Annotated in this window: 17 protein-coding genes, 1 tRNA gene and 2 pseudogenes; 7 read left to right on the top strand and 13 right to left on the bottom strand. The window is 70.2% G+C overall.

Features of this window, described 5'->3' with window-relative positions; translation table 11 throughout:
• The 5 genes and pseudogenes from RM779_RS18470 to RM779_RS18450 all read right to left on the bottom strand — a co-directional run.
• A pseudogene (locus RM779_RS18470) lies at positions 1–220 on the bottom strand (hypothetical protein); the annotation flags it as partial.
• A gap of 149 nt (positions 221–369) precedes the next feature.
• Complete coding sequence (locus tag RM779_RS18465) at positions 370–828, bottom strand: NUDIX hydrolase (RefSeq protein WP_311618810.1); 459 nt, start codon at positions 826–828, stop codon at positions 370–372.
• Positions 829–1019: 191 nt separating this feature from the next.
• Positions 1020–1427 carry a YunG family protein gene (locus RM779_RS18460; RefSeq protein WP_311618809.1) on the bottom strand — a complete coding sequence of 136 codons (408 nt, stop codon included), beginning with the start codon at positions 1425–1427 and terminating at the stop codon, positions 1020–1022.
• Positions 1428–2208: 781 nt separating this feature from the next.
• Positions 2209–2409, bottom strand: a complete 201-nt coding sequence (locus RM779_RS18455; protein WP_311618831.1) for a DUF397 domain-containing protein — start codon at positions 2407–2409, stop codon at positions 2209–2211.
• Between the two features lie 16 nt (positions 2410–2425).
• Complete coding sequence (locus tag RM779_RS18450; RefSeq protein WP_311618808.1) at positions 2426–3292, bottom strand: helix-turn-helix domain-containing protein; 867 nt, start codon at positions 3290–3292, stop codon at positions 2426–2428.
• A 212-nt stretch (positions 3293–3504) separates the two neighbouring features.
• On the opposite strand from RM779_RS18450, the gene RM779_RS18445 reads away from it, so the two are divergent.
• Both RM779_RS18445 and RM779_RS18440 read left to right on the top strand, forming a co-directional pair.
• Entirely contained in the window at positions 3505–3957 is a 453-nt protein-coding gene (locus tag RM779_RS18445; RefSeq protein ID WP_311618807.1) for an ATP-binding protein, read from the top strand.
• Between the two features lie 593 nt (positions 3958–4550).
• On the top strand, positions 4551–5315 hold the full coding sequence (locus RM779_RS18440) for a hypothetical protein (protein WP_311618806.1): 765 nt from the start codon (positions 4551–4553) through the stop codon (positions 5313–5315).
• A 306-nt stretch (positions 5316–5621) separates the two neighbouring features.
• Here RM779_RS18440 and RM779_RS18435 read toward each other — a convergent pair.
• Positions 5622–5709, bottom strand: a tRNA-Leu gene (locus RM779_RS18435).
• Between the two features lie 203 nt (positions 5710–5912).
• Between RM779_RS18435 and RM779_RS18430 the strand changes: the two genes are divergently transcribed.
• Positions 5913–7475 carry an acyl-CoA carboxylase subunit beta gene (locus RM779_RS18430; protein ID WP_311618830.1) on the top strand — a complete coding sequence of 521 codons (1563 nt, stop codon included), beginning with the start codon at positions 5913–5915 and terminating at the stop codon, positions 7473–7475.
• A gap of 40 nt (positions 7476–7515) precedes the next feature.
• Here RM779_RS18430 and RM779_RS18425 read toward each other — a convergent pair whose 3' ends face one another.
• The gene (locus tag RM779_RS18425) at positions 7516–7974 is read right to left on the bottom strand and encodes a carboxymuconolactone decarboxylase family protein (RefSeq protein ID WP_311618805.1); all 459 of its coding nucleotides are present in this window, start codon (positions 7972–7974) and stop codon (positions 7516–7518) included.
• Positions 7975–8000: 26 nt separating this feature from the next.
• Here RM779_RS18425 and RM779_RS18420 point away from each other — a divergent pair.
• Positions 8001–8368 (top strand): annotated as a pseudogene (locus RM779_RS18420) (PLP-dependent aminotransferase family protein); the annotation flags it as partial.
• A 10-nt stretch (positions 8369–8378) separates the two neighbouring features.
• On the opposite strand, the gene RM779_RS18415 reads toward RM779_RS18420, so the two are convergent.
• Complete coding sequence (locus RM779_RS18415; protein ID WP_311618804.1) at positions 8379–8963, bottom strand: ATP-binding protein; 585 nt, start codon at positions 8961–8963, stop codon at positions 8379–8381.
• A gap of 281 nt (positions 8964–9244) precedes the next feature.
• On the opposite strand from RM779_RS18415, the gene RM779_RS18410 reads away from it, so the two are divergent.
• Both RM779_RS18410 and RM779_RS18405 read left to right on the top strand, forming a co-directional pair.
• Positions 9245–9484: a DUF397 domain-containing protein gene (locus RM779_RS18410; protein WP_311618803.1), complete on the top strand. Its 240-nt coding sequence runs from the start codon at positions 9245–9247 to the stop codon at positions 9482–9484.
• Between the two features lie 125 nt (positions 9485–9609).
• On the top strand, positions 9610–10533 hold the full coding sequence (locus RM779_RS18405; RefSeq protein ID WP_311618802.1) for a helix-turn-helix domain-containing protein: 924 nt from the start codon (positions 9610–9612) through the stop codon (positions 10531–10533).
• A 69-nt stretch (positions 10534–10602) separates the two neighbouring features.
• On the opposite strand, the gene RM779_RS18400 is transcribed toward RM779_RS18405, so the two are convergent.
• From RM779_RS18400 to RM779_RS18380, 5 genes are all read right to left on the bottom strand, one after another.
• Complete coding sequence (locus RM779_RS18400) at positions 10603–11418, bottom strand: SAM-dependent methyltransferase (RefSeq protein ID WP_311618801.1); 816 nt, start codon at positions 11416–11418, stop codon at positions 10603–10605.
• A gap of 126 nt (positions 11419–11544) precedes the next feature.
• The gene (locus RM779_RS18395; RefSeq protein WP_311618800.1) at positions 11545–12486 is read right to left on the bottom strand and encodes an alpha/beta hydrolase; all 942 of its coding nucleotides are present in this window, start codon (positions 12484–12486) and stop codon (positions 11545–11547) included.
• A gap of 68 nt (positions 12487–12554) precedes the next feature.
• Positions 12555–13277, bottom strand: a complete 723-nt coding sequence (locus RM779_RS18390; RefSeq protein ID WP_311618799.1) for a hypothetical protein — start codon at positions 13275–13277, stop codon at positions 12555–12557.
• Between the two features lie 163 nt (positions 13278–13440).
• Positions 13441–14451, bottom strand: a complete 1011-nt coding sequence (locus RM779_RS18385) for a serine hydrolase domain-containing protein (RefSeq protein ID WP_311618798.1) — start codon at positions 14449–14451, stop codon at positions 13441–13443.
• 9 nt (positions 14452–14460) lie between these two features.
• Positions 14461–14691, bottom strand: coding sequence for a hypothetical protein (locus tag RM779_RS18380; RefSeq protein ID WP_311618797.1), 231 nt, complete (start codon positions 14689–14691; stop codon positions 14461–14463).
• Positions 14692–14854: 163 nt separating this feature from the next.
• Between RM779_RS18380 and RM779_RS18375 the strand changes: the two genes are divergently transcribed.
• On the top strand, positions 14855–15751 hold the full coding sequence (locus tag RM779_RS18375; protein ID WP_311618796.1) for a carbohydrate kinase family protein: 897 nt from the start codon (positions 14855–14857) through the stop codon (positions 15749–15751).
• Positions 15752–15807 lie beyond the last annotated feature (56 nt).

The raw sequence follows: 15807 nt of genomic DNA, 5'->3' as shown, positions 1-15807 counted from the left end.
CGCCGTCGCCCTCGCCGGACCACCGGGTGCCGAAGTCGCCGTCCACGGCGTTCGCCGGCTCGTTCTCATCACTCGTACTGGCCGTGACGGCACTGCCATCCGGCGTAACCTCCACGGCGGCGGCCTGCGCCGTCGCCGGCGCGACCAGCAGCCCCGTTCCCGTCGCCAGAAATGCGACCGCCAACGGCAGCCGCCTGCGGAACAAGCGGGTACGTCTCACAGGGTTGTCCTCCTTATTCGACCTTTCACCCTCGGCCCCGGCCGTGGGACGTCGCCGAAGCCATGAGGCGTCAGGCGTGACCGTAGAGGCCACGCTTCGGGAGGGGTCACGAGCACCGTGGGGCAGGGCGGCATCGCCGGGTGGGCGCCTCAGTGCTGGATCAGGCCGCCGACCGGAACGGCGGCGACGTGGCCGGTGGCCGGCCGGGCCCGCGCCAGGGCGAGGCCGATGTCGACCAACGATGACCGGCGCAGGCCGGCCACCTCGGGGATCGGCGTCCAGACCGACTCGGCGGTGTCACCGTTCGGCTCGGGCCTGAGCAGGCCGCCGGTGATACGGACCTGGTAGAAGATGCCGACATTCTGGCGCTCGGGCAGGCCGGGCCGGCGGTCGGCGGCGGGAATCACCCGCGAGTCCACGCCCAGCAGACGTTCGACCACCGCGTCACAGCCGGTCTCCTCGGCAACCTCCCGGATCACCGCGTCGAACGGATCTTCCGCGTGCTCGACCCCGCCGCCCGGCAGCGTCCAGTTCCCCGACACATGACGGCCGAGCAGCACCCGCCCGTCCTCGATACACACGGCATACGCCGCCAGCCGAAAACTCATAACCCCGAACCATAGATCCGCGCACGGCGCACGGCCCGGGCCGCCCTGCCGTTGGCCCACGGCGACTGCACGGTTCCTCAGCCGCTGCTGCGCAAGTGGGCGGCACGCCAGAAGCGTGGCACGGCGAGGGGAGGCGGCGGCCTTCCGAGCACCCGCAGCGCGAACCGCAGGCGAAGCTCTGTCCTGGCGGGTCAGGCGGCCGGCTCCGGGAGCTGGCCGAGATGCTTGATGACGCGCTCGCGCAGGAGGAGGTACTCGTTCCACCGCCGAGGCGAGGGTCCTGGCCGGCGCTCGACGACACGAGCCGCAGTGACGGCCTGGCCATCTTTGAATTGCTCACGCGTCAGGTCGAGCTCCACACCGCTGGGCAGCAGATTCCACCAGTGAAATCCTTGCCGCTCCCCGCCCCGGTGCACGTCCCCGAGCATGAGGTTGCCACCGAAGATGTCGTTTACAAGCAAAGCCGTGATGTCACAGTGGCCCCACGAAGGGTTGTCGGCCTGCCAGCCGGCGCGGGCAAGGTCGTCCGGAGAACAGGTGTCAGCGGCCCAACTTGAACGAAGGGCTTTGTCAAGGGCAAGCAGGTTCCAAGGGATCACGTCGACAGCATCGCAGCTGCCACTGACATCGATGAGGCAGCTCGACCGACTTCACCGGGGACGGCACCAACGGCGTGCCTGAGGAACTTTCGGGCGGGCGTATGGCTTGTTTGCGAGCAGACATCTCTGGGCCAGAGGGCGTACGCTGACGGAAAACGGATGTCTAGTCGTCGAGGGGGCGATAACCCCACTGCCTCATGGTCGAATTGCTCCCGACCGCGCTCGGGATGATCTCGGTTATTTGCTGCATGACCTACGTCGGTGTCGCCGCAGCCATTGCGCTTGTGGCCACCTTTTCGAAGCGGCCGAGCCGACGCCGGGAGGCCCGTGAAACCCTCCGGGTCTTGGTCCGCATTCAGGGAGATACGCCGCCTCAGTGACAACAGGAGAACCCCAGGGCAACTGGGGTCTCTGTGGGTGTCCGAGGGCGGACTTGAACTCTCCCCGCCAACTCACTGCTGTTGGGTCGCTGATCTGCGGTAACAGTCACAACACGGACGGGGTAGTTGCTGTCGTTGATACCTGAGCTGCCGCTGGTGACTCCGACCGCTGTTGTGCACGCGTTGTGTACGTCAGCACCCCCTGGGCGAGCGGGCAGCAGAGGATGTGATCCCCCACCGCCCGTAGCGGGTCCGCTGGTGTCCCCGTCCCTCATCCCTATGGACGTGGTGACGGCGCTTTACTTCACCGTGCTGAGGATTCATTCACGCAGACCCGGGTGCGGGCGCACCGGAACCCCGTGTCGCCCCTCGGCGCCACGGGTGCAACCAGTGTGCCGAGATCAGCGAGTCTCGAAGGCGCCTTCCCTCACTGCGGCGGTGAAAGCGGTCCAGTCGCTCCCATCAAAGGTCAGGCCCGGGCTGCTTGTGTCCTTGGAGTCGCGGAGGTCCATGCCGCCGTCGGCGCGGCGCCGGGCTTCAGCGCAGTCACCGTTCTGTGCGCTGTAGCTGCTCTTGAACCATGCGGACTGGTTTTCCTGCATCACCCTCGATATCTTTCTATGCGCTTGCTTCCCTGATGATGCCCTCGATCAGGGCCTTGCTCTTCAACTCACCCAAAGCCGTCGCTCGCAAGTGGTTGAAGATGTCTGCGTAAAACCCGATGTCACTCGGGTCTTCCAGGTACGTGTGACTGACATGGTTCTCCAACAGCACGACCTGCATGTCGGACGGCTCGGGGAACCGGTAGACCTTGAACGGGAAGGGTCCGCCTCGGTAGGCCCCTACTGAGAAGGGTAGTACTTGCAACGTAACGTTCGGAAGCTGCGCCAGATCGATGAGGTGGCTGAGCTGGGCCCGCATGACGGCCGGCCCTCCCATTCGCTGGCGCAGCGCCGCCTCGCCGAGGATCATCCAGACCTCGATCGGGTTCTCAGCGCGAGTGAGGGCCTTCTGCCGTTCCAGGCGAACGTCAAGCTTCGTCTGTTCGTCCGATCCGAGTGGGCCGGGAGATCCACCGCCGATCACAGCTTCGGCGTACTCCTTGGTCTGGAACAGGCCGTCGATGACGCCCGGCTGGAACCCTCGGCAGTACGACGTGTCCTCCTCCAGCCCGATCAGGTCGAGGAAGTCCTGCGGCAGACGGTCTTCGAGGACGCGCCACCAGCGCTGCTTCTTGCTTTCGCGAGCCAGTGACAACCAGCCCTCTCGGGTGTTCAGGTCCCGGACCTGGTAAAGGTCGAGGAGTGCCTTGAGATCCAGCGGCCTTATCGGGCTGCGGCCGGACTCGATGCGACTGACCTTCGAGATGTTGCAGCTCAGAACCCTTGCAGCGTCCTCCAGGTGAAGCCCATGGGCCTCGCGCAGGCGTCGGAGGTTGGTGCCCAGCACCCGGCGACGGACGGTTGGCTTCGGATCATCCGGCATATGCCCCTCCTCCGTGGTCGCTCGACAGCGTACCGCCCCTCACCGAAGGGCAACCGTGGAAACCAATCACGGTGTGCCACTTGCACGGCGCAACTTTTTGGGTCCATGCTGGCCGAGTGAGCCCTGCTGCACGTTGCGTAGCGGTAGGTCCCAACTGGCCTGGCCGCATCCATTTCTGGCGTGCGTGCCACTCCGTCACCGGGAGGTGCCCCATGACCGTCGTCACTGTGCAAGGCATCGCGGAACGCGAGGTGTACTCCTGGCGCTTAACGGCTTGTCCGCGGTCCGTAGCGCGGTGGCGAAGGGTGGCGGCGGAGACGGTTGCGATGCTCGGCGGCGACCAGGATGCGGTGGCGCTCGCCCGTTTGGGTCTCTCGGAGTTGCTGAGCAACGTCGTCAAGCATGTTGCGGACCGCCGTTGTCTGCTGGTGATCGCGGCGGAGGGGGAGAACCTTCGGGTCACGGTTCAGGACCGGTCGGTCGAGGTGCCGGCTGTCATGAACCCGCGCACGGACGAGGAGTGTGGCCGAGGGCTGTGGCTCCTGCGGGAAATGGCTAAAGACCTGGGCTACATCTGCTTTCCCGGCGGTAAGGCTGTGTGGTTCCGGTGCCCCCTCGTGCGCGGGAGCGAGGGAAGTGTCTGTGCTCCCCGAGGCGGAGAGTGAGTTCCTGCGGTCGGCGCCAGCTGGCGCCGACGACGGGAACGTGTGGTTGGACGGGCAGTGTTGGTTCTTCTGCGGCCACCTGTTCACGCGGGTGTTGTGGGCGGGGGCGGTGGGACTACGCCGAGGCCGTCACGGACCTTCCAGTTCCCCTCTACCTGACGGCGGGCGCCGAACGGCCGCACGTTCTTCGCTTTCGGCGTGGGCGTCACCGCCGTGCGCGGACCCCGTTGGGGGCCGGTTCCACCGGGCGATCACTCCGAGCGATACCCCGGCTGGCCCGAGGCCCTGACCCGTCGGCTCGCGAACAGCCCGTGCCGGCTCTTCACGACCTCACAACAGGAACAAGAGACAAGGAGAGACCCGGCGATGACGCAGGCGCGTTTCGTGCATGTCGGCACCAACGAGTTCGGTTCGACGTGGGTGAATCCCGACCGGATCACCGGCTTCTACATCCAGCGGCTGGGCGGCGCCATGGACGGGGAGGGCCCTGTCTACGGTGCGCAGCTCCTCATGTCCCAGGGTGTGCAGCACCTGGTCGACGGCAAGGCCACCCCGCATTCCCCGTCGGCGGCGAGGACACCCGGTCGTGAAGCGTGTGCACCGCAAACGGGGGTCGGCGGGGGACGGTCGTCGCCTGCCAGCGTGAGATCGCCGAGGAGACCGGGCTGCACATCGTGCCCGGTGGCGGAGATCCGCCCGCGCCCGCACCTGTTCTTCCGGCAGGAACTCAAGGACCCGGGCAAGGACGGCGGGGCGGCGTTGTTCGAGGAAGCCGCCTGCGCGACCCGCAGGGCCGCCCGCACGGCCGCCCGATCCACCTGGCCTCCATCCACCTGTGCTCCCACGACCCGGCCGGCCGCGCCACCGAAGCCCAGCGCCTCACCACCCTGGGCGACCACGGCCGTTCGGCGTTTTTCGCCGGGGACACGAATTCGTTCGTGCACCGCCCGCAGTGCGAGATCCAGCCGTTCCCCGACTGGGCGGAGATCGCGGACTCCGTGTACTTCCGCCAGCGCACCATCCGCATCGGCGACGAGCACGTTCCCGACACCGAGCCCGACCGCATCCTGGCCGGCATCGGCCCCAACGGACGGTCGGTCTTCACCGAGCTGGGCCACTTCGCGGCAACGGAACTCGGCCAGACCGAAGCCCTCCAGCCCACCGCAACGCTCTGGCGCACCGACCAGGGACCCCCGCAGCGCATCGACAGGTTCTACAGCACCGACGACATCGCCGACGCCCTGATCAGCGTGACCACCCTCGTCAACGACGACGTACGCGAAGCCTCCGACCACGCCCCGGTCGTCGCCAAGTTCAGCCTCCCGCGCCTGCGCCACAACCTCGGCCTCGCCGCCTGATCCGCCCATACGCCGCCCCCTGCCGGTCTCCTGGACCCTCTGAGACACGGCCCTGCCGACCGCGCCCACTTCGGAGATCCGCTGAAGTGATCTTCGTGTGCCGGTAAGGGCGCGGTAATGGGGTGCTCACCCGGCCGTCTGGTCGTGGAGTGCGTCCGTGGGGCCTGGCGGGCGGGGGTGGGGGCTGTGGCGGGGCCGTCGGCGGGGGCCGGGGGTGGGTGCTCACCTCCGCCGGTCGCCGGGGTGGCCGTCGGGCGGCCCCGGGGGCGGGGGCATGGAAAAACCCCAGGTCACCTGGGGTTTTGGTGGTGTCCGAGGGGGGACTTGAACCCCCACGCCCTTAATCGGGCACTAGCACCTCAAGCTAGCGCGTCTGCCATTCCGCCACCCGGACAGGGTGTGCGCGGGTCATGAGTGACCGGCGCTCCGTGGCCAACCATACCAAGGTTCCGAGGGGCGTTTCACCCGCTGGGCGGGCGGGCCGGGAGCCGGTTGTACCGCGGAGGTACGGGAAGCCTGTAGGAGCCCTCTAGCGCAATGTGCACACTCATGAACGGACAGTTTCTGTCGCGGGCGGGATCGGTGGAGGAGAGCTTCATGAAATCACAATCGGCGTTCCGGACGCGGGTCGCGGAGTTGCGTGCGATTCGGGAGGAGGCGTGGGCGGGGCCTTCGGAGCGGGCGACCGCGGCGCAGCATGGGAAGGGGAAGCTGACGGCGCGGGAGCGGATCGCGCTGTTGCTGGATGAGGGGTCGTTCCGTGAGGTGGGGGTGTTGCGGCGGCATCGGGCTTCGGGGTTCGGTCTTGAGGCGAAGCGGCCGTATACGGATGGTGTGGTGACGGGGTGGGGGACGGTGCATGGGCGGACGGTGTTCGTGTATGCGCATGATTTCCGGATTTTCGGGGGTGCGCTGGGTGAGGCGCATGCGGCGAAGATTCACAAGATCATGGATATGGCGTTGGCGGCGGGGGCGCCTTTGGTGTCGCTGAATGATGGTGCGGGGGCGCGTATTCAGGAGGGTGTGTCGGCGCTTGCGGGGTACGGGGGGATTTTTCAGCGGAATACGCGGGCGTCGGGGGTGATTCCGCAGATTTCGGTGATGCTGGGTCCGTGTGCGGGGGGTGCGGCGTATTCGCCGGCGCTGACGGATTTTGTGTTCATGGTGCGGGAGACCGCGCAGATGTTCATTACCGGTCCTGATGTGGTGCAGGCGGTGACCGGGGCGCAGGTGACGCAGAACGGTCTGGGTGGTGCGGAGGTGCACGCGGGGACGTCAGGTGTGGCCCACTTCGCCTACGAGGGTGAGGCGGAATGCCTCGCCGAGGTGCGGCATCTGCTGTCGCTGCTGCCGTCCAACAACCGGGAGAATCCGCCGGTGGTGGCGTCGAAGGACCCGGCGGACCGGCGGTGCGAGGCGCTGGTGGACCTGGTGCCCGTCGACGGGAAACAGCCGTACGACATGCGGGCGGTGATCGAGGAGCTGGTGGACGACGGGGAGTTCCTGGAGGTCCACGAGCGGTGGGCGGGGAACATCATCTGTGCGCTGGCGCGGCTGGACGGTCAGGCGGTGGGGGTGGTGGCGAATCAGCCGCAGTCGCTTGCGGGGGTGCTGGATATTTCGGCGTCCGAGAAGGCGGCGCGGTTCGTTCAGATGTGTGATGCGTTCAATATCCCGATTGTGACGCTGCTGGATGTGCCGGGTTTTCTGCCGGGTGTGGACCAGGAGCACGGGGGGATCATCCGGCACGGGGCGAAGCTGCTGTATGCGTACTGCAATGCGACGGTGCCGCGGATTTCGCTGGTGCTGCGGAAGGCGTACGGCGGGGCGTATATCGTGATGGATTCGCAGTCGATCGGGGCGGATGTGACGCTGGCCTGGCCGACGAACGAGATCGCGGTGATGGGTGCGGAGGGCGCGGCCAACGTGATCTTCCGCAGGCAGATCGCCGCGGCCGAGGACCCCGAGGCCATGCGGGCGGAAATGGTGAAGGAGTACCGCACCGAGCTGATGCACCCCTACTACGCGGCGGAGCGCGGCCTGGTGGACGACGTGATCGACCCGGTCGAGACCCGCGAGGTCCTGATCGGCGCGCTGGCGATGCTGCGCAACAAGCACGCCGACCTGCCCGCCCGCAAGCACGGCAACCCGCCCCAGTGACACCGCACCGGCCCGGGCTGCCGGTGCCGGCCAGGGCGGCTCAGCGGCGGCCCGGCACCATGCGGGTGGTGACCGCGATCCTGTTCCAGGAATTGATCGTGAGGATCACCGAGATCAGCCGCGCCAGCTCCTCCTCGGAGAAGTGCTCGGCCGCCCGCTCGTACACCGCGTCCGGCACGAAGCCGTCGGTGAGCACGGTGACCGCCTCGGTCAGCGCGAGCGCCGCCCGTTCGCGCTCGGTATAGACCCCGGCGGCCTCCTCCCAGGCGCTCAGCAGGTAGACGCGCTCCTCGGTCTCGCCCGCCGCACGCGCGTCCCTGACATGCATGTCGAGGCAGAACGCGCAGTGGTTCAGCTGGGAGGCGCGGATCTTCACCAGCTCGGTGAGGACCGGGTCGAGCCCCTTCTTCGCGGCCCGCTCCAGGGCCGACATGGCCTGGTAGACATCGGGCGCGACGTGGAAGAGGTCCATGCGGGGGGAGCGTTCTTCTGCTGTCATGCCACCGACCCTAATCCCGGGCTGGGCCGGGCGCCGGTGCCCGCGTGGTGCTGCTGACACCTGCCTACCACTTCCCCATGGGAACATCCCTGCACCCCCGCCGGCGGGCGGCGGTGGCCGACTGGACGCGCGCGACGACGGGACGTTTCGCTATGACCGTGCGCCGGTCGGTGCCCTGACGCTCGCCGGCTTCCTCGCGGGCGGGGGCTTCGACCGCCGCGTGCGGCGCATGCGCCGACGCTACCCGGCACGCCGCGACCAGCTGATGGCCATGCTCGCGGAACGTGCCCCGCGGCTGCGGGGCACCGGTATCGCGGCCGGGCCGCACGCCGTCGTCGAGCTTCCCGCGGGCGCGGAGGCACCGGCGCTGCGGGCGGCACGCCGGTGCGGCATCGTGCCGCCGCTCAGTGGTGGCCCGGCTCCACGGCCCTGGGCACCGAGGCGGCGGCCGAGGCCCCGAGGGACTTGAGCCACGAGGGACCGCTGAGCAGCTCAAGCAGCAGTAACAGGCGGGTCAGCGGCTCCCAGTCGCCCGCGCCCGGCGCCGCCGGGCCGCTCGCGCCCGGGGTCATCAGCAGGGCCCAGACCGCCTTGCCGCTGTGGTCGGGCGTCGTCCAGCCCCAGCGTTCGGCGAGCGAATCCAGTACGTGCAGGCCGCGGCCCGACTCCTCGAAGAAGTCGGGCTCCCTGACGCGCGGCACGTCGGGCCCGGGGTCGAAGACGGCGCACAGCGCCGCGTCGCCGCAGTGCACCAGGCTGAGCAAGATCGGCTGCTTCTCGGAGGCGGGCGGCAGCGGACGGGCCCGGCTCGCGGGCAGTCCGTAGCGGAGCGCGTTGGTGACCAGCTCGGAGACGACCACCGCGGCGTCGTCGACCAGGGCGTCAAGTCCCCACCCCTGCAGGGTGGAACGCGTCACGCCGCGTGCCGTGCCGGGTGTCTCCCGCGATACGGCCAGCGGGAACGTGGCGAACCCGGCGGTGTCCACCATCCCGTTCCTCACGTGTCGCGCCTGATGGGGCGACATGAGGGCGAACGGGAGTGCTGTCATTTCCGACCTCCGCGGCGTTCCTGATCGTTGACCCTGGGGCGGCGGCTCCGCAGGGTCCATCTTTGTGGACGCAGCGTATCCCTGCAAGTGCATCTGAAATAACGAATGCAAGAACAGATGCAAGAACAGGTGCAAGAACGCTCCGGGGGAGGGCACAATCCGTTCAGGAGCCGTCCACCACCCCCCACAGGGCGGCACGTGCAACCGAAGTAGGAGTGGACATGCCGCAGTTCGTCAACGGAGTCCCGGCCGGCACGCTCGCAGGAGCCGCCTGGCGGAAGAGCGCCCGCAGCAACCCCAACGGAAACTGTGTCGAGATGGCCGGGCTGCCGGACGGCGGCGTCGCCGTCCGCAACAGCCGGGACCCGCAGGGCCCGGCCCTGATCTACACCCGCGCGGAGATGACCGCCTTCCTCCTGGGGGCGAAGGACGGCGACTTCGACGACCTCATCGCCAACTGATCGCCAACCGAAGGCCAACTGGGCGTCAAGACTGACCGATTCACCCTGTGTATCGCGGGGGCGACTGTACGCCTCGTCCGAACAGTGCAACACTTGGCCGCGAATTCAACACTCAGGGGACACACATGGCGTCAGCTCAGGCAGGTCGCGCCTCCTCGGTGCGGGACATCCTCTCGCATCCCCGCGGCGGCCCGACCGTTCTGCGGATCGTACTCGGCACCCACCTGCGCCGGCTGCGGGAGGGAAAGGGCATCACCCGAGAAGCCGCCGGGGACGCGATCCGGGGCTCGCACGCCAAGATCAGTCGCCTCGAACTGGGGCGGGTCGGCTCCAAGGAACGGGACATCGCCGACCTGCTCACCCTGTACGGCGTGGACGACGAGGAGCAGCGCGAGCAGTTCCTCGCGCTCGCCCGTCAGGCGAGCATGCCCGGCTGGTGGCAGCGCTACAGCGACGTGCTGCCCAGCTGGTTCGAGACGCTCATCGGTCTGGAGGAGGCCGCGTCGATGATCCGCACCTACGAGGTGCAGTTCATCCCCGGCCTGCTCCAGACCCCGGACTACGCCCGCGCCTGCATCCGGCTGGGCAACCCGCGGGCCTCCGACCGGCAGGTGGACCGCCGTGTCGAGCTGCGGATGGAGCGCCAGCGGCTGCTGACGAAGCCGCACGCCCCGAAGCTGTGGGCGGTCGTCGACGAGGCCGCGCTGCGCCGCCCGCTCGGCGGTACCGATGCGATGCGCACGCAGATCAGGCACTTGCGCACCATGGCGGAACAGCCCAACGTCACGCTCCAGATCGCGCCGTTCCGGCTCGGCGGCCTCGCCGCGGCGGGCGGCCCCGTGACCATTCTGCGCTTCCTTGAGCCCGACCTGCCGGACATCGTTTACCTGGAGCAGCTCAACAGCGCGCTGTACCTCGACAAGCGGGAGGACGTCGAGGACTACCTCGCGGTGATGGACAGCCTGTGCGCCACGGCCGAGCCGCACGGCAAGACCGAGGAGTTCCTCGACGGGCTGCGTTTCCTCGAAGGGCTCAAGCGCAGCCTGTGACCCGGTGGTGACGCGGCCGGGGGCGGCCCGGAAGTTTCCGGGCCGCCCCCGGCCGCCGCCCGTGCGGCCTCAGGGCTTGCGGGCCACACCGCCGTACTCGATCCACTCGTCCGTCTGCTGCTTCGGGCCGAGATCGGTGTCGGGACGCCAGGTGCTGATCTCCACGAGCCCCGGGCCGAGGATCTCCAGGCCCTCGAAGTACCGCTGCACGTCGTGCTGCCTGCGCACCCGCCCCCAGTTGCCCTGTGTGGCGGTCGCCATGAAGTCCGTGATCTCCTTGCGGAGCGCCGCGTCCTCACTGACCAGCTGATTGATCACCAGGAAGCTGCCGGACGGCAGTCGTTCGGTGATGCGCCGCACCAGACCCGCCGGGTCGTCCGCATCCGGTATGCAGTGCAGCACGGACACGAACAGCGCGGCCACCGGCTGGTCCAGGTCGATCAGCCGCGACACCTCGGGGCTGGCGAAGATGCCCTCCGTATCGCGGAAGTCGGCCTTCAGCACCGCCGTGTTCGTGTTCTCCTCCAGCAGGGCCCGCCCGTGCGCCAGCACGATCGGGTCGTTGTCTATGTACACCACGTGCGCGTCCGGGTCGACGCGCTGCGCGATCTGGTGCACATTGTCCTGCGTCGGCAGCCCTGAACCGTGGTCCAGGAACTGCCGCACCCCGTAGTCCTCGGCCAGGATGCGCACGGCGCGCTGGAGGAACCTGCGGTTGTTGAGCGCGAGCGGCCTGGTGCTCGGTGCGGCGGCCTCGATCTGGTCGAACGCCTGCCGGTCCACCGCGTAGTTGTCCTTGCCGCCCAGGGCGTAGTCGTAGATGCGGGCCACGCTGGGCACATTGACGTCGACTTCGGAAGACGCGTCCTCGCCCGAATCGGCCATCGGCCATTCCCTCCCTGTCTCATGGCAGTGCAACGCACGAATCCTTCCATGATCCAGGGGAGTTGGCAGCACGCGGGGCGCGCGGCCGGGCGCGGGGCCGGGCCCGCGGCGAGCGGGCCGCCCGCCTCAGCCGGTGTGCGCCGCCAGCCAGGCCGTCAGATCGGACCGAACCTCCTCCCGGTTCGTCTCGTTGAGGATCTCGTGCCGCGCCCCCGGATAGGCACGCCAGGTCAGATCGCGCGTGCCGACGTAGCGGAAGTCCTCAAGCAGCTCGTAGAAGAGGCTGAGCCCCGCGTGGCACGGGTCCTGGTCGCCGACGACCAGGTGCACGGGCAGCTCCCGCGGAATCCTGGCCTGCGCGGACGGGTCGTTGATCTTGCGCACGCCGAGTACCCAGTCCAGCGAGAGGCCCGCGCTGAACGGGAAGCCGCAACGCTCGTCGGCGACGTAGGTGTCGACCTCACCGGTGTCCCGCGAGAGCCATTCGAAGCCGGTGCGGAAGGGATAGGGGTCGTTGAAGGAGGAGAAGAGGTCGGGCACGAAGTCCGAGGGCGCCGCCCGGCCGCCCCGTTCGACCTCCTCGGCCAGCTGCGCCGCCGCCGTTGCCGTCTCGCAGCCGGGCAGCGAGCGGAACGTGCCGCACAGGATCAGCCCGCGCAGCGCGCCACCGTGCTCCTGCGCGTAGTCGCGGGCCAGCTGCGAGCCCATGCTGTGCCCGAACAGCACGCGCGGCAGCCCCGGCAGCTCCGCCGCGGCGCGTTCGCCGACGGTGTGCAGATCCGTGACGACAGCCCGCCAGCCGGACTCGCCCACCACGCCGTAGCCGCCGGTGTGCGGGGCGGTCGCGCCGTGCCCGCGGTTGTCCGAGGCGATCACCGCGTAGCCGTGCGCCGTCAGGTGGCGGGCGAACGCGTCGTAGCGCAGCGCGTGTTCCGCGGCGCCGTGCACGAGCTGCACCCAGGCGCGCGCCGTTCCCTCCGCGGGCAGCCAGGTGTAGGTGGCGATCGGCACGCCGTCGAAGGCGGCCGTGAAGTCGGCGCGGGCCGGCGCCGTCGGCTGGGTGCCCACAGTTCACTCCTCGTCCAGGGGTCAGGGCCGGGGCCAAGTATGGAACGCCGCGCGGACGAGGGGAGCCCTCAGTCGTGGTGCATTCTGCTGAAGTAGTGCAGCGCCGCCTGAGCGTAGACGATCCGGTCGTCCAGCGGCTCCCGCCCCGGCCTGCGGTAACCGACCCGCAGATGGCCGAACGTCAGCACGCGGCCGGCCACGGGCGGCGAGCCCTGCCGCCGCCACGCCACGCTCTGCGGCCTGCTCCAGGCCAGCAGCTCGGCGACGTGCCCGAACGTGAGCAGCGCGACGAGCAGCGACCCGGCGAACAGCGCCACCCACAGCGGCAGCGTGAGCACGAACACCGCCCAGCCCGCCAGGGTGCCGTCCCGGCCGACGACCGGCCGGCCGCCGTCGGCCGGGTCGATGCGCCAGCCCCCGCGGCCGAACCGGGACGTCTCCCGGGTGATCAGGCACAGCGGCCGGTCCGCCGCGTCCGTGACCGCGAACCGCCGCGGCCACGGCACCCGTTCCTCGGGGCGCACGGTCGCCGACGGCGTGCCGTCGGTCTCGGAGAGCGCGAGCACGGGGTGTGCGACGCTGCCGCCCGCCCGCTGCCGCGCCTCGACCTCCGCGACCGTGACAGGGCCCGAGGCACCGGCCGGCCGCTCGCCGTCCTGCGCCAGCAGCCGGACCCGGGCCGTCGGCTCGTCGTTCCGCTCGCACCTGATCCAGAATTCCTCGCCGTCGGTCCACGCGCCCGCGCGCATGCCCTCCGCTCCCGCTATGTCCACGGTGAAGCCCGCAGCCACGTCGGTTCCCTCCCCGGCCGGTGACAACTCGGGGCATTGTGCCAGGCGTCGCTCGTGCGCGTCCCCGGCGCGCGCTCAACAGACGCCGAACGCGTCGCCGCACCCGCCGCACCCGCCGCACCCCCGCCGGCGATCCGGGGGCGGCCCGTTCGCCCCGGTCCGTTCAGGTGCGCGTGAGGTGGTCGAGCAGGGCGAAGCCGTGGCGGTCGACGCCGCGGGCGGTGGCGCTGAGCACGACCACGGCGGCCCGTGGCTCGGGCGCCACGGCGAGCAGGGCGCGGTAGCCGCCGGTGCCGCCGTTGTGGAACAGCACCCGGTGGCCGCCGCGCCCGCGCGGCGTCCGCATGCCGAACCAGCCCGGGTGCGCGGTCGTGCCGCGGCCGACGGGATGCGTGGTGGCGTGGGTGAGGGCGATGGCGGGCCGCAGCCGTTCGGGGGCGTCGCCGAGCTGGGCGAGGGCGAAGGTGAGCAGGTCGGGTGCCGTGGAGTACAGCCCGCCCGCCGGGGACATGGCGGCCGTGTGCCACGGCGGGCGGGCCCGGCCGGTGAACGAGTGGCCGGGCGCGAGCCGCGCGGCGGACCCGGCGGCCGGCGCGGTGCCGGTGCCGGTCATGCCGAGCGGCCCGGTGATCTCGGCGCGGATCAGCGCGGCGAAGTCCTGGCCGGTGTGCCGGGTCAGCGCGAGCCCGAGCAGGGCGACGCCGAGGTTGGAGTAACGGAAGCGGCTGCCGGGCGCGGAACGCGGCCGGGTCCTGCCGAGCGCGTCGAGGAGCACCTCCTGCGTGCAGTGTGCGTAGGGGTCGGCCGGCGGGCGCAGGGTGCGCGGCAGCAGGCCGGGGGGCAGCGCGGGCAGGCCGGAGAGGTGGCAGGCCAGGTGGCCGAGCTCGATCGGCCGGTCCCCGCGAACGGGCACGGCGGTGCCGGCGGGCAGCAGCCCGGCCAGCGGCCGGTCCAGGGCCAGTTGGCCGCGGACGGCAAGCGCGGCCAGCGCGAGGGACGTGAACGTCTTGGTCACGGAGCCGATTTCGAAGAGCGTGTCCGGGGCGGCGCCGCCGAAGGCGCACTCGTCCCCCCGGACGGCGCCGACGACGACTGCCCCGCGGCGCCCGGCGGCGACGCGCTCGGCGGTCCGGGCCACGTGCTCCTCCAGCGCGACTGCGGTCTGTACGGTCAACGTTCCTCCTCAGTCGTCCTTGCGGCCGAGCACCCTGCGCCCGCCGTACTTCTTGTGGACCGCCTGTTTGGTCACGCCGAGCGCCGCGGCGATCGCCGCCCAGCTCGCGCCGCCGTTGCGCGCCCGGCGCACCTGTACGGCTTCTTCTCGCTCCAGCAGGCGGCGCACCTGCGCGGTGTCGCGCAGCGCCTGGAGCGGATCGGACTCCCCGGTGAGCGGGGAGAGGTCGACTTCACCCATGGCGTCAACCATTGTTGACGAATGGTCGTCTGTCAACCTAGGTTGACGCGCGGCGCCTGGCCGGCCCGCCTTGCCGGAACGCGGCCGTGCCCCGAGGATGTGAGCCGTTCGGAAACATGGCCGGACGAAAAGGAAACGGGAAGAAAGCGGAAGGAGATGACTCGTGAACGCGCGCGTGACCGTGGTCGGCGAAGCCCTGGTCGATCTTTTGTGGCGGTCGGGTGCTCGTGACGTGCACGCGGCCCCCGGCGGCAGCCCGGCCAACGTGGCCGTCGGTCTGCAACGGCTCGAACGCCCGGTCACGTTGCTGACCACCTGGGGCGACGATCCGCCCGGCGCGCTGGTGCGCGCCCACCTCGCGGACACCGGCCTGGACGTGCGGCGGGTGCCCGCCGACTCCGACCGCACCATCGTGGCCCTCGCCTACCTCGGTGCCGACGGAGCCGCCACCTACGACTTCCTGGCCGCCTGGAGCCCGCGGGACCTGACCGTTCCGGAGGACACCGCGGTGCTGCACACCGGATCGCTCGCCGTCGTGATCGAGCCAGGCGCCTCCCGCGTCCTCGACCTGTGCCGGGCGCAGCGCGGCGCCGGCCGGACGGTCGCGGCCGACCTCAACGTGCGGCCCGCCGTGCAGCCGGACCGGGACGCCTACCGCGCGCTGTGCCTGCGGCTCGCTGGTGCGGTGGACGTGGTGAAGGCCAGCGACGAGGACCTGGCCTGGCTCTGGCCGGGACGGCGGCCGGCCGAAGCTGCCCGCGCCCTGCTCGCCGAGGGCCCGTCGCTCGTCGTGGTGACCCTGGGCGGTGAGGGCGCGTTCGCCGTCACCGCGGGGGAGGAGGTGCGGGTCGCGGCACCCGCCGTCGAGGTCGTCGACACGATCGGCGCCGGGGACACCTTCCAGGCCGCGCTGCTCGACGCGATCGTCGCGCACGGCGGCCCGCCGGCCGGCCGGGAGGCCCTGGCCGAGGTGCTGACCCGGTGCGCGACCGCGGCGGCGATCACCTGTACCAGAAGGGGCGCCGACCCGCCCACCCGCGCCGACCTCACGTTCGTGTGACTTCCGTGTGAGGAAGTTGAAAGGGGCTTAACGGACCCGAAACAGAACGCTCGTGA

The organism is Streptomyces johnsoniae (assembly GCF_031845565.1).
Lineage (GTDB): Bacteria > Actinomycetota > Actinomycetes > Streptomycetales > Streptomycetaceae > Streptomyces > Streptomyces johnsoniae.
This window is presented reverse-complemented; position numbering and strand designations above follow the sequence as displayed.

What these genes read in the sequence shown, in the direction of transcription:
- RM779_RS18465 (WP_311618810.1), bottom strand. Translation starts at nt 828, where the DNA reads ATGAGTTTTCGGCTGGCGGCGTATGCCGTGTGTATCGAGGACGGGCGG.
- RM779_RS18455 (WP_311618831.1), bottom strand. Translation starts at nt 2,409, where the DNA reads ATGCAGGAAAACCAGTCCGCATGGTTCAAGAGCAGCTACAGCGCACAG.
- RM779_RS18450 (WP_311618808.1), bottom strand. Translation starts at nt 3,292, where the DNA reads ATGCCGGATGATCCGAAGCCAACCGTCCGTCGCCGGGTGCTGGGCACC.
- RM779_RS18445 (WP_311618807.1), top strand. Translation starts at nt 3,505, where the DNA reads ATGACCGTCGTCACTGTGCAAGGCATCGCGGAACGCGAGGTGTACTCC.
- RM779_RS18430 (WP_311618830.1), top strand. Translation starts at nt 5,913, where the DNA reads ATGAAATCACAATCGGCGTTCCGGACGCGGGTCGCGGAGTTGCGTGCG.
- RM779_RS18425 (WP_311618805.1), bottom strand. Translation starts at nt 7,974, where the DNA reads ATGACAGCAGAAGAACGCTCCCCCCGCATGGACCTCTTCCACGTCGCG.
- RM779_RS18415 (WP_311618804.1), bottom strand. Translation starts at nt 8,963, where the DNA reads ATGGTGGACACCGCCGGGTTCGCCACGTTCCCGCTGGCCGTATCGCGG.
- RM779_RS18410 (WP_311618803.1), top strand. Translation starts at nt 9,245, where the DNA reads ATGCCGCAGTTCGTCAACGGAGTCCCGGCCGGCACGCTCGCAGGAGCC.
- RM779_RS18405 (WP_311618802.1), top strand. Translation starts at nt 9,610, where the DNA reads ATGGCGTCAGCTCAGGCAGGTCGCGCCTCCTCGGTGCGGGACATCCTC.
- RM779_RS18400 (WP_311618801.1), bottom strand. Translation starts at nt 11,418, where the DNA reads ATGGCCGATTCGGGCGAGGACGCGTCTTCCGAAGTCGACGTCAATGTG.
- RM779_RS18380 (WP_311618797.1), bottom strand. Translation starts at nt 14,691, where the DNA reads ATGGGTGAAGTCGACCTCTCCCCGCTCACCGGGGAGTCCGATCCGCTC.